Annotated in this window: 14 protein-coding genes and 1 riboswitch; of the genes, 12 read left to right on the forward strand and 2 right to left on the reverse strand. The window is 42.8% G+C overall.

Features of this window, described 5'->3' with window-relative positions; genetic code table 11:
* Positions 1–170 precede the first annotated feature (170 nt).
* From SporoP17a_RS10835 to SporoP17a_RS10865, 7 genes are all read left to right on the forward strand, one after another.
* The gene (locus SporoP17a_RS10835; protein WP_083034648.1) at positions 171–434 is read left to right on the forward strand and encodes a metal-sensitive transcriptional regulator; all 264 of its coding nucleotides are present in this window, start codon (positions 171–173) and stop codon (positions 432–434) included.
* A gap of 89 nt (positions 435–523) precedes the next feature.
* Positions 524–1003, forward strand: a complete 480-nt coding sequence (locus tag SporoP17a_RS10840) for a DsrE/DsrF/DrsH-like family protein (protein WP_083034649.1) — start codon at positions 524–526, stop codon at positions 1001–1003.
* Between the two features lie 45 nt (positions 1004–1048).
* Positions 1049–1627, forward strand: coding sequence for a sulfurtransferase TusA family protein (locus SporoP17a_RS10845; RefSeq protein WP_083034650.1), 579 nt, complete (start codon positions 1049–1051; stop codon positions 1625–1627).
* The gene (locus tag SporoP17a_RS10850) at positions 1624–2745 is read left to right on the forward strand and encodes an MBL fold metallo-hydrolase (protein WP_083034651.1); all 1122 of its coding nucleotides are present in this window, start codon (positions 1624–1626) and stop codon (positions 2743–2745) included. The genes SporoP17a_RS10845 and SporoP17a_RS10850 overlap by 4 nt, the downstream gene beginning before the upstream one ends.
* A gap of 57 nt (positions 2746–2802) precedes the next feature.
* Positions 2803–3030 carry a sulfurtransferase TusA family protein gene (locus tag SporoP17a_RS10855; protein WP_083034652.1) on the forward strand — a complete coding sequence of 76 codons (228 nt, stop codon included), beginning with the start codon at positions 2803–2805 and terminating at the stop codon, positions 3028–3030.
* 57 nt (positions 3031–3087) lie between these two features.
* The gene (locus SporoP17a_RS10860; RefSeq protein ID WP_083034653.1) at positions 3088–3864 is read left to right on the forward strand and encodes a sulfite exporter TauE/SafE family protein; all 777 of its coding nucleotides are present in this window, start codon (positions 3088–3090) and stop codon (positions 3862–3864) included.
* Positions 3865–4154: 290 nt separating this feature from the next.
* Positions 4155–4258: riboswitch (SAM riboswitch) on the forward strand.
* 154 nt (positions 4259–4412) lie between these two features.
* Positions 4413–5693 carry an O-acetylhomoserine aminocarboxypropyltransferase/cysteine synthase family protein gene (locus SporoP17a_RS10865; protein ID WP_083034654.1) on the forward strand — a complete coding sequence of 427 codons (1281 nt, stop codon included), beginning with the start codon at positions 4413–4415 and terminating at the stop codon, positions 5691–5693.
* Positions 5694–5733: 40 nt separating this feature from the next.
* Here SporoP17a_RS10865 and SporoP17a_RS10870 read toward each other — a convergent pair whose 3' ends face one another.
* Positions 5734–7224 carry a glycine betaine uptake BCCT transporter gene (locus SporoP17a_RS10870; RefSeq protein ID WP_083034655.1) on the reverse strand — a complete coding sequence of 497 codons (1491 nt, stop codon included), beginning with the start codon at positions 7222–7224 and terminating at the stop codon, positions 5734–5736.
* 370 nt (positions 7225–7594) lie between these two features.
* Between SporoP17a_RS10870 and SporoP17a_RS16885 the strand changes: the two genes are divergently transcribed.
* Positions 7595–7771: a hypothetical protein gene (locus tag SporoP17a_RS16885; RefSeq protein WP_099625366.1), complete on the forward strand. Its 177-nt coding sequence runs from the start codon at positions 7595–7597 to the stop codon at positions 7769–7771.
* Between the two features lie 313 nt (positions 7772–8084).
* Here the strand turns inward: SporoP17a_RS16885 and SporoP17a_RS10875 are convergent, their stop codons facing one another.
* The gene (locus SporoP17a_RS10875) at positions 8085–8282 is read right to left on the reverse strand and encodes a hypothetical protein (protein ID WP_156890558.1); all 198 of its coding nucleotides are present in this window, start codon (positions 8280–8282) and stop codon (positions 8085–8087) included.
* 295 nt (positions 8283–8577) lie between these two features.
* Between SporoP17a_RS10875 and SporoP17a_RS10880 the strand changes: the two genes are divergently transcribed.
* The 4 genes from SporoP17a_RS10880 (at position 8578) to SporoP17a_RS10900 (ending at position 12649) form a co-directional block, all read left to right on the forward strand.
* Entirely contained in the window at positions 8578–9267 is a 690-nt protein-coding gene (locus tag SporoP17a_RS10880) for a response regulator transcription factor (RefSeq protein ID WP_083034657.1), read from the forward strand.
* 156 nt (positions 9268–9423) lie between these two features.
* Positions 9424–11622 carry a sensor histidine kinase gene (locus SporoP17a_RS10890; protein WP_083034659.1) on the forward strand — a complete coding sequence of 733 codons (2199 nt, stop codon included), beginning with the start codon at positions 9424–9426 and terminating at the stop codon, positions 11620–11622.
* Positions 11623–11769: 147 nt separating this feature from the next.
* The gene (locus SporoP17a_RS10895) at positions 11770–12132 is read left to right on the forward strand and encodes a hypothetical protein (protein WP_083034660.1); all 363 of its coding nucleotides are present in this window, start codon (positions 11770–11772) and stop codon (positions 12130–12132) included.
* A 55-nt stretch (positions 12133–12187) separates the two neighbouring features.
* Positions 12188–12649: a DinB family protein gene (locus SporoP17a_RS10900; RefSeq protein ID WP_083034661.1), complete on the forward strand. Its 462-nt coding sequence runs from the start codon at positions 12188–12190 to the stop codon at positions 12647–12649.
* Positions 12650–12807 lie beyond the last annotated feature (158 nt).

Raw genomic sequence — 12807 nt, forward strand, 5'->3', positions numbered from 1 at the left:
TCATCATACTAGATTTGTGTCGAATGAGCAAGCTTTTCGAACAATCATTTATGGAAGCTGACTGGTACCATCCACAGAGATAGCATAGTACGGATAATAGGCAAATCAATTGGTTGACAATATACCTTGAGGGGTATATTGTAGAGTTAACAGTAAGGAGGTTGAGCGATATGGAATACGATGATAAAGTCAAAAATCGATTAAAGCGTCTAGAGGGTCAAATCAAAGGTGTCTTGCGTATGATGGAAGAAGGCAAGGACTGTAAAGAAGTGATCACGCAATTATCAGCCAGTCGTTCTGCTATTGATCGTACAATTGGTGTAATTGTGAGCTCGAATTTGATCGCCTGCATGGAAAATCTAGACGAAGTGGATGATCGTACGCAAGAATCTATTATTAACGAAGCGGTGGATCTTCTAGTAAAGAGTCGATGAGCAACATCACTTGACTCTTTTTTTTACAACATATAATATACCCCTATAGGTATTTGATTTAGTGATTTTACAATAAAGGAGAAGAGAATATGACGGAGCAAAAGAAAACGACGATCGTGTTATTTAGTGGTGATTATGATAAAGCAATGGCCGCTTATATTATCGCGAATGGTGCAGCGGCGTATGATCATGAAGTTACGATTTTTCATACGTTCTGGGGATTGAACGCGTTGCGAAAAGACGAACCTATTAAGAGTAATAAAAGCTTCATTGAGAAGGCGTTTGGGAAAATGATGCCGCGTGGAGCAGATAGAATGGGATTATCTCAAATGAACTTTGCAGGAATGGGTCCTAAGATGATCAAGCAAGTGATAAAGAAGCATAACGCGATGACATTACCACAACTGATCGATATGGCAGTAGAGCAAGATGTAAGATTGATCGCGTGTACGATGACAATGGATTTACTAGGGCTTGGTGAGGACGAACTTCTTAAGGAAGTCGAATATGGTGGTGTAGCGGCATACTTAGGAGAAGCGCAAGATGGTCAAGTAAACTTGTTTATTTAATTTTTTTATTAAAAAGGATACCCTAGGGTGTATAGGAGGAATACAATGATTCAGTCAGATAATGTGTTAGACGCAAAAGGTCTTGCTTGTCCGATGCCAATTGTGAAGACGAGAAAGATGATGAAAGACATGGAAGACGGCCAAGTGCTTGAAGTCCAGTCGACAGATTCAGGTACTACTGCAGATTTACAGGCGTGGACGGAAAGTGCTGGTCATCAATACGTTGGGAATGTGAAGGAAGCAGATGTATGGCGCCATTTCGTACGAAAAGCAGGCCAGGAAGATCAGTCGCAAAAAGAATATCCATTTACAGTCGACAATGATCACTTGATGGAACAGCTGCAACACCCTGACGCTGTGCTACTAGATGTTCGTGAAGAAGCTGAATATGCATTTGCTCACATACCTGGTGCCCTATCTATACCTCTTGGCCAGTTGAGTGAACGCATGGCGTCCTTGAGTAAAGACAGCAAGATCTTCGTAGTATGTCGAACGGGTAATCGCAGTGATATGGCATGCCGAAAACTAGTCGCAAATGGATTTGAACGTGTCACGAATGTAATTCCTGGCATGTCGGAATGGAATAGCGAGACGGAAAATACAGCAGGGGGTATGAATAAATGAGAATTATTCAATCAAGTGAAGTAGCGAAGCACGTTATGGCAAAAGAATCATTATTCATTTTGGATGTGCGAAATGAAGGCGCATTTGAAGATTGGAAAATTGAAGGGGAGCAAGTGCGCCATTTAAATGTACCGTATTTTGATTTATTGGATGGCATTGAAGATATTGAAGGCCGGTTGCCAAAGGATGAAGAGATCCTAGTTGTCTGTGCAAAAGAAGGCTCATCTATCATGGTGGCGAAAATCCTGGAAGAAGCAGGATTCTCTGTAGGTTACCTTTTAGGTGGGATGAAAGCGTGGAGCGAGTATCTTGAACCGGTGAAAATTGCCGATTTGAAATCGGGTGGCGAGCTCTATCAATTCGTCCGTCTTGGTAAAGGGTGTCTTTCGTATATGATCATGTCGGGTGGAGAAGCGGCAATCGTGGACGCAACACGTATGACGGATGTGTACGTGGATTTTGCTGCGAAACACGGCGTCAAGATCACAAACGTACTGGATACGCACTTGCACGCTGATCATATTTCGGGTGGTCGTCAGATCGCAGAAGCGACGGGTGCAACATATTGGTTGCCTCCGAAAGATGCAGAAGAGGCAGTATTTGAATATGCAGTGTTAGAAGGTGATACATGTATTCAGATAGGTGATACGAAAATTGATATTCAAGCACTTTATTCGCCAGGACACACCATTGGTTCGACTTCATTTATCGTCGATGACAGCTATTTGATGACAGGCGATATTCTGTTTATTGATTCGATTGGACGTCCAGATTTAGCGGGTTTAGCGGAGGATTGGGTAAGTGATTTACGTGAGTCTTTATATAGTCGCTACAAAAAAATATCGGAGGACTTAATCGTCTTGCCGGCTCACTTTATGGTGATAGATGAGTTGAATGAAGATGGTAGCGTGGCGGAGAAGCTTAGCGTATTGTATGAAACAAATCATGGCTTGAATATTCAAGATGAAAAAGAGTTTAGAGAATTAGTTACTGATAACTTGCCTCCGCAGCCAAACGCCTACCAGGAAATTCGCCAGATGAATATGGGGAAGATCCAGCCTGACGTAGAAACGCAACGCGAGATGGAGATTGGTCCAAATCGCTGTGCGGTACGGTAAATAGTTAGTTAAATGGATAATGAACACCAAAAACTAAATTAAAAGGAGAAGATATATATGAATACAACAACATTTTTAGACGCTAAAGGCTTGGCATGCCCAATGCCGATCGTACGTGCAAAGAAAGCCATGAAAGACTTGCAAGCAGGGGACATTCTTGAAATCCATACGACAGACAAAGGTTCAGTGTCCGATCTGACTGCATGGGCGGCTTCTGGTAATCATGAAATAAAAGATCAGCAACAAGAATCAGATGTCTTTAAATTCTGGATCCAAAAAGGATAAACTAAGGGTAGAGGGAATGGTTATCTCCCTCTTTCATCAGGAAGAAGGGAGAACATCATGACGATTCCATTTATTATTACGATCTTCCTCATTGGCTTCGTTGGCTCATTCCTTTCAGGTATGATGGGAATTGGCGGTGCAATTGTCAAATATCCAATGTTGTTATTTATTCCTGCGTTACTTGGCTTTGCTGCGTTTACACCACATGAAGTATCTGGAATTACTGCAGTTGAAGTGTTTTTTGCATCACTTTCAGGAGTATTCGCGTATAGAAAGAGTAACTTAATATTGAAACCACTTGTCCTCTATATGGGAATCAGTGTATTAGTCGGCAGTGTGATCGGCGGCGCTGGTTCTAGTATGCTAGCAGAAGCGACGGTTAACATCATCTATGGTATTTTAGCCGTTATGGCGGCAATTATGATGTTCATTCCTAAAAAGGGTCTCGACGATCAGCCGATTGATGAAATTACATTTAATCGCTTCATCGCTTCCAGTGCGGCCTTTATCGTCGGTTTGGCAGCTGGGATTGTCGGAGCTGGCGGTGCATTCATTATGGTGCCGATTATGCTCGTGATACTAAAGATACCGACACGCGTGACGATCGCTACGTCCCTTGCAATTACGCTATTGTCATCTGTGGGCTCGGCATCAGGCAAGCTCCTAACAGGTCAAGTACCTTATGGACCGGCGCTCGTCATGATTGTCGCAAGCATCATTGCAGCGCCGATCGGTGTAAAAGTCAGTCGTAAAGTAAACACCAAAGTATTACAAAGCATTCTAGCCATACTCATCATGGCCTCCGCCGTGAAAATCTGGTGGGACATATTCTAACCAAATAGGATCGTCAGCACATCGTTCACTAAACGTGTTGCTGGCGGTTTTTTGGTGAAGTCATAAGTGGAAACATCATGGAACTCACTTCGGCACTTACGATTGGTTGCCGTTTCGTAAATGAGGGAATCTTTACAGAACACAATCATTCGAGATCAACGAAACCTTCCTAGTCCAAGCTCTAGACGATAGAAATAACATCACTTTCTAAAGATTCTATCAATAAACCCTTGCAATAGACTAGGAATAGCCGTATACTATTTTTCAACGATGGAAAACGAATAGACACACTCTTATCAAGAGCGGCGGAGGGATTAGGCCCTGTGATGCCCGGCAACCGGCGAAAGCAAAGGTGCTACTTCCTACAAACTCTCGGCAGTTTGGAAGATAAGGGGGGAATGAGCGAAAGCAGAGCCCTCTTCTTATTATGGAAGATGGGCTTTTTCTATATAGTGAATCACACACCCACATGGTCCTTGTCTAGTCCCAAAGAAAAGATATTCGGGGCGTTTCGGTGTTCCATCAATACATGAAAAAGGGGAATGGATATGACGAATTTACAGCCAGAAACGATACTATTACACGGAGGGCAAAAACCGGATCCGGAAACAGGTTCACGGGCTTTACCGATTCATCGTACGACTTCTTATGTATTCAGAGACACAGAACACGCACAAAATCTATTTGGCTTGAAAGAAGCAGGCAATATCTACACACGAATTACCAACCCGACAGTAGCTGTCTTTGAAGAGCGTGTCGCACAGCTAGAAGGCGGAACGGCAGCAGTTGCATTGTCTTCGGGTATGGCGGCCATTGCATTCTCTATTCTCAATATTGCTGGGACAGGTGATGAAATCGTTGCAGCGAGCAATCTTTACGGTGGTACATACAATTTATTTGCTGTGACATTACCGCGCTATGGCATCACAGTGAAATTTGTTGACGCATCTGATCCAAAGAACTTTGAAGCAGCTATTACGGATAAAACGAAAGCATTGTTTGCAGAAACAATTGGTAACCCGAGCTTGCAAGTTCTGGACGTGGAAGCTATTGCAAATATTGCACATGAAAATGGAATTCCGTTGCTCGTAGACAATACATTCCCTTCTCCTTATGGGTCAAATCCAATCGAATACGGAGCGGATGTAGTCATTCACTCGGCGACGAAATGGATTGGCGGACACGGTACGACTATCGGTGGTGTGGCAGTGGATGCAGGGAAATTCGATTGGACACAAGGTAAGTTCCCGGGCTTTACAGAGCTGGATGAATCGTATCATGGTTTACGTTACGGAATCGACACGGCTGCTGCAGCTTTCGCAACGAAACTGCGCGTGCAATTGCTAAGAGACTTTGGCCCATGCCTGTCACCGGACAGTGCATTCAACTTGTTGCAAGGTTTAGAAACACTTCATTTACGTGTACCACGCCATAATGAAAACGCACAAAAAGTCGCGGCATTCCTGCAGGATCATCCAGCAGTTGAATGGGTAACCTATACGGGTCTAGAGAATCATCCAACAGCGGAATTGGCCAACAAACATTTAAAAAACGGGTATGGCTCAATTATCGTTTTCGGTATCAAAGGTGGACGCGATGCTGGAAGACAGGTGATTGACAATGTCGAAATTTGGTCTCACGTAGCGAACGTAGGAGATGCCAAGTCATTAATCATACATCCGGCATCTACTACTCATCAGCAGCTGTCTGTGGAAGACTTGAAAAATTCAGGCGTCAGCGAAGAGCTGATCCGCTTGTCAGTAGGGTTGGAGTCAGTAGACGATATGATCGCAGATTTGAAACAAGCAATCGAAAAAGCTGTCAACTAATACAAAAATGAACACTACGCATGTGCGCAGTGTTCATTTTTTATTTACGTTTGATTTTTCTTCGTTCTTCCTTTAAAGATTTGAAAAGCGAGGTGATCATCATAATCAGTATGATGGAGAATGGTAAGGCGGCTATGATGATGACGTTTTGAAGTGCATCCAAACCACCAACATATAATAGAATAATCGCGATGGCGGACTGAATAACGCCCCAGACGATTTTCAAGTTATTAGGTGGAGTCAATGAACCATATGACGACTGCATACCTAGTACGAATGTAGCCGAATCCGCTGATGTAATGAAGAATGAAGTAATCAGCAAAATTGCGACAACTGAAATGACGAATGACCAAGGTAATCCACTGAACATCTCAAAAATTGTCAGCTCTGTTGCAGTAGAGGCTAAATCGATAATACCTTGCTTTTGTGTTTCAATAGCTGTTGTACCAAACGCTGAGAACCAAATTGCACTCAATACAGTCGGTACAACGAGCACACCGATCATGAATTCGCGAATAGTTCTTCCTTTTGAAACGCGAGCAATGAACATACCAACAAATGGTGACCAAGCTATCCACCAAGACCAGTAGAATAGTGTCCAATCATTCAGCCATGAACGATTTTCAGGTGTAAGTGGTGCTGTGCGGAAACTCATACGAATGAGGTTTTCTAAATATCCACCAATAGAATCAGTGAACATATTGAAAATCAGCAATGTTGGACCGAGTGCAATGATAAAGACCAACAAAGTAAGAGCTAATACCATATTGGTATTGGATAAAATACGAATCCCTTTTCCAAGGCCACTCCAAGCGGATAGTAAGAATAATACAGTCACGATCGCAATGATAATAAACTGAGACCAGAAACCGATTGGAACACCGAATAAGTAATTCAATCCAGCATTAATCTGGACCGCTCCAAATCCGAGTGACGTGGCGACACCGAAAACAGTAGCGAAAACTGCAAAGACGTCAATTACGGTTCCGAGCTTGCCATCTACGCGATCACCGAAAATCGGGCGAAGTGTGGAGGAGATTAAACCAGGCTGGTTTTTGCGGAACTGGAAGTATGCCAGGGCTAAAGCTGTCATACCATATATAGCCCAAGCGTGGAAGCCCCAATGGAAAAATGTTGAACGCATCGCTTCTTTATACGCTTCTTTTGTTTCAACAGGTGCAGTAGCTGAACTTACCGCATAATGCGAAAGAGGTTCTGCAGCGCCATAGAACACAAGTCCAATTCCCATACCTGCAGAAAATAGCATGGCGAGCCAAGAAAACATGGAAAACTGTGGCCTGTCACTATCTTTCCCCAATCGAATCCTGCCGAGCGGACTGAATATCAAATAGACTGAAATAAAGAATAGCATAGAAACTGTCAGTAAGTAATACCAGCCGAATGAATCTGAAATGAGATTCCTTATATTGAGCGTGATCGCCTCAAAGTGTTCAGGAGCGATTACACCATACCCGACTGCCAATACGACAGCTACTAATGTAATATAAAATGTTGATGAAACTTTTCTCATAGGTCCTCCTTATTTAAATGTAGTTTGTGAAATGAACTAAGTAAATAATCGAAATCGTAGAATAAAATTGCACACATACACTTTAAAATACCCTTTTAATCATTCGTGTAAACGCTTGGTACATGACAATTTGTTGACAATGTCATCAGAAGTGAAAATAAAAAAGACGAGAAAATTCCTTCTCGTCCAATATGTAAGTTGGTTTCGTAGTGCAATTCATCTACTCGCATAGAATGCTCAGCCCGTACTTGTGACAGTATACATGAAACTTAGGGGTAATTTCCAGCCAGAGGAACGATTTCCTTTCATACAACAAGAACTGTGGCCATGTTATACTATAGAAACAAATGAAATGAGGAGGGAATTTTTCATGCAATATTCACAACCTAAGATGCTTCAGCTCGTAAAGCATAGCCCAGAGCTAAACAGACGATTGAAAGAGATTATGAAAGAGCACGAGCTAGAGAAAAGCTTTGCATTGAAAGCACTTTACCATGCAGAAGTGAAAGACGGCGGAGTCTATCAGCGGGATTATCAAGAGCTGTAAGCATCCATTCGTGTATATAGCGCACGATGTACTGGATGGTTGACGGAAAAATCGTAGCGGATGGGACGCCGGATGAATTATTCAAAGGCACTTATTTCTACATGACGTTGGTCAAACGTCCTCTTTCGTTCTAGAGCTAGTTGGATGAAAATCTTACAGCGCATTCAGCGGAAGTGTGGATTGCTATATGAACGGCCGAGATAACTTCTATATATACACACAAAAAGAGTAGCCAAAATTGGCTGCTCTTTTTATGTGTGATGAATGAAAAACGAATGATTGTGTTCGACGTCGGTGCCTTTTCCGCCGAAAATTACGAAGGATTAAACGGTTGATTACCTTCAGTTTGCTTGTTCTTCTTCGAATTGGCATTCTTTTTCTTCGCCGCATCGTTCTGTCCAATCACGTCAAAATCGTCAGGACTTAAATCATATCCAAAACCGTATTCCTCGCGCATGTTCTCAGTATTCTTGTTGTTCTTGTTCTTCTTGTTCTTCTCATTGTTAGGCATATTCGCCACCTCCATGACAAGAGTGTGGCATTCTGATTGAAGATTATACATCAGTTATGAGCGGTTGTGACGGTTTATAGAGCGGTTGATGTGTTCTATGAGCGCTTGTGTGGCACGATAGAGCGGTTGTCGAAGTTCTATGAGCACTTGTGGATTTTTAAGAGCGGTTGAAGCAGTTTAATGAGCGCAAATGAGTTCATTCGAAAACATCTTAAGAATTTCTTCATATTTATCCTCAGTCTTTGTTAAGAGTGGGGTGATAGAATGAAGTTAATAGTGAGACGGGGTGACGTACATGGCAGAGTTTACAGTGCTTGTGGCGGATGACGATAAGGAAATTCGCGAGGGAATTGAAATTTATTTGAAAAATGAAGGGTATCGTGTACTGAAAGCGAAAGATGGTCAAGAAGCGCTAGAGCTACTGGCGTTGAATGAAATCCATTTATTGATTTTAGATATTATGATGCCGAATATGGATGGGATCACCGCAACATTCAAAATACGGGAAATGCAAAACATTCCCATTATCATGTTGAGTGCGAAAGTGGAAGACTCGGATAAAATTCATGGTTTGTCGGTAGGTGCAGACGACTATGTTACGAAGCCATTCCATCCGCTGGAGTTGATGGCTCGAGTGAAGTCGCAACTCCGTCGGTACGTGCAGCTCGGAACATATGAAGGCCAAAAAGTCATTGAAGTCAATGGCCTAGTTTTGAATGAAGAAGAGAAGGAGCTGACAGTGGATGGGACACCGGTTCGGTTAACGCCAATTGAATTCAAAATTACGGAGCTACTGATGAAACATCCGGGACGTGTATTTTCAATTAATGAAATATATGAACGCGTGTGGAATGAACAGGCATATAACGCAGAAAATATCGTAGCAGTGCATATACGAAAAATACGAGAGAAAATTGAAGCGGATCCGAAAAATCCGCGGTATGTGAAGGTGGTGTGGGGCGTTGGCTATAAAATCGAAAAATAGAAACGGCTTGGTTGGGTCACTTATAGCTATTACGCTAGCGCTGGGAAGTCTGGTATATTGCGCCTCATTTACGGTCGACCTGTTCGTTGAGGGTTGGGAAAGATTAAGTATGGCCACCGATTACTTTAGACGAATTATACAAGGGGGAGCCGTGTGATGAATAAAAATATAAAACTGGCCATCTGGTCCGCGCTAGTAACACTGGTATTGATCGCATTGCCGTCTGTGATTCATTACGCACCGCAACTTGTTGGTAAGTCATTTACCGACCAAGAAGATTTTACCTACAGAATGGAACAAGTATATGATAATCTGTCGGCTACCGTACTGAATCCAGTCGACTTGAAAAAAGCGGAGAAGGAATTAACGGTATCTCGAGATGAAATTGAAGAATACCGACAGCGATACGGTACGCTTTCTGAACAGCTCGATAATATTCAGCAACAATATGCAGAACGAATAGCGGAAGCGAAAAGCGAGAAAAATGAAACGGTATTATTGGCTCTAGTCAAGGAGCGAAATACGAAACTAGAAGATATTCAAAAGAACTTTGAAAGCGATCAGTATGTGGAAAATAAAATCCGTTCGGAAAAGGCAAAAGCTTTAGCGCGTCAGATTAAAGAAACTGAAAATAATCGGCAAACGAATATTCCCATTGCCTATGATCTCGTGAATGTTGAAACGGGTGAACGATTTACTCGAGGAGATGTTGAGGTTACGTCACTTTTCCAACAACAATTTACGGATGCGACAGGATATTTTAAGGCGAACTCGGCTGTGTATGACAATGGATACTCTGACTATTCCATGGAACAACAATCGATGTTCACAGATGACGATGTGGAAGGCATTAGCAACCCTCCTCAATATTTTGAAGGAACCATTATCATTCCATCGGATGCGACGGTGTTAAATGATATGGCCAAGGAAAACGATCAATTCATCCGTGGAAAGTATCTGTTATACGCTTTCTGGGTTCTCGGTTTTCTTGCCCTTGTGGCGTTGTTTACAGTGGTGAAGTTCCAGAAAGAATGGGTGCTTCAGTCAAGGTTGGCTGCTGCGTATTCACGCTGGAAACTAGATGTGAAAGTAGTTCTTTTGCTACTGACTGCTTTTATACTGACACTATACATCGAATCAGCGATCTTCAACATTTTCAATCAGTTTAGATACGTCAGCTTGGGGACGATCAGTAATATAGCCGTCAGTTTCTTGTTGATCGGTGTACTGTTTACCGCGCTGTTGGCGTTTCAGGCTGTTCATTTATTTAGGCTATATCGCGAACCTGGGCAATTGATGGAAGATTGGCGTGAAAGTTTTACTATGCAATTTGCCAAAGATGTTAGGGACACGTTCAGTAATCGTACGATCGGTGTACAGTTATCGTTATTACTCATGATCTTTTTCCTTGCTGGCGTAGGCTTGGTTGGTGGATTCATGCACCCAGCGCTCATCGTGATTTACGCCTTTTGTGTATTATTTGTCGCGCTACCCGCATTATTCATTTTCGTGAAAAAAACAGCCTATTTGAATCGCATATTGGCTGCAACGAACGATATGGCGGCGGGGCATCTGACGCAGGCGATACCGGTCAAAGGTAATTCGCAGCTTGCGAAACATGCCGCGAACTTGAACAATCTTCGCGAAGGAGTTCGTGTGTCGATCAATGAACAAGCGAAAAGTGAACGGTTAAAAACGGAGCTGATCACGAATGTCAGCCATGACTTACGGACACCGCTTACATCCATTATTACCTATACCGATTTATTGAAAGATGAGACGTTAACTGCGAAAGAACGAGCGAAGTACGTCGGCATTCTGGATCAGAAATCACAGCGCTTGAAAACGCTTATTGAAGATTTATTCGAAGTATCAAAAATGGCAAGCGGCAATATGGAAATGGTGAAGCAACGTGTAGAGTTGAATCAGTTGATCCAGCAAGCGTTAGCAGAACATGCGGAAGAACTCGCTGAGCAAGATTTGCATATCCGAACTACTTTACCTGAAGAACCAATCTTCGCGATGGTGGACGGACAAAAGTGGTGGAGAGTACTTGATAATCTGTTCATCAATATATGGAAGTATTCATTGCCAGGTACGAGAGTATATGTCAATCTTCAGCAAGTGGGGTCGACTGCACGCATTGTGTTGAAAAATGTGGCGAGATATGAACTTGGTGATACTACGGATGAATTGTTAGAACGCTTTAAGCGCGGCGATGAATCCAGACAGACGGAAGGTTCCGGTTTAGGATTGGCTATTGCCCAATCTATTGTCGAGCTGCATGGCGGCCGGATGGAAGTAGAAGTCGATGGAGATTTATTCAAAGTGACGATTGATGTCGTAAGTGGGTAAATGGACGCGGAGTAGGATGGGAGGAAATTCCTGTCTTACTCTTTTTTTGATTTTTAAAAGGAATTAGTTTAGTTTATGACGAATACGGGTATGTATAGAGAGTGCGGTCTATACATTATGGAGTGCATGAAAGGGAGGAATGGTTATATGACAATCGTTGACGGGAAGTATCCAAACAAAAAAGATCTAACTCCGAAAGTGGAAGAGATCAATGAGGAACAGTGTGTGGTGGAAGGTGTAGTAGTGCCAGATGAACTACCTCTTGCCGATCCGGCAGATTCTGATTCAAGTGTAGCGTTTAGAGAAAATGCACAGGATGAAACGGGAGAACATAAACCTTCCGCTTACAGTCAAAATAAATCCCCAAGCCAAAATTATCATGATCTGACGCCGGGTGAAATGTTCCCGTATGGAGATCAGGAAGAATATAATCGTAAATACAACCACGAAGCGCATGACCAGTGGAATGAGCACAAAAATATCAAAAAGCAAGACGAAAATCCATCGTAAAGTCAGCCTGCCTACGTGCAAGGCTGTTTTTAGATTTACAGAAAGGGTGGTATGAATGGGTACATTGCAACAGTTCTCTATGGCAAGAGGCTATACGTTAAGCCGTATTAAACAAGCAGGTGAACACGCGTGGGACGCTCAACCTGAAGGTTTTTCTAATACTGTACGATGGAATGTAGGACATATCTATACATTTACTGAAGACTTTCTGAATCGTGCAATGAACGAATACCCAGTCGACAAGCCGGAATGGGCAGAATTCTTTGCACCAGGAACGAGCCCGTCGACCTGGCCGAGTATTCCTCCGTCAGAAGAGGAGTTGGTCGCTGCGATGAAAGACCAAGGCAAGCGAATTTCGCAACTGACCGAACAACAGCTGGCGCATCGATTGAGTACCCCGCTTTCGATCGGTAAGCTACTTACGATGGAAACTGTCGAGGAAGTTTTACAACTTCTTACATGGCACGAAGGGTTGCATGCAGGTTTGATGGATGGTTTACTAAAGGTTACTAAATAAAGTCGAATACAGCTGCTCAGGAAATCACAATGGATTTCCTGAGCGGCTTTTTTGTGTGGATATAGGAATTCTATTTAGCAGGCCTAATAAGCGGCGTACGGTTGTGGTTCTTGCGCGTGCTTTTCTTTTTCCTGTTCAATTAGGAGGTTGTGGTTTAG

Origin of the sequence: Sporosarcina ureae, assembly GCF_002082015.1 — a bacterium.
Taxonomy (GTDB): domain Bacteria; phylum Bacillota; class Bacilli; order Bacillales_A; family Planococcaceae; genus Sporosarcina; species Sporosarcina ureae_A.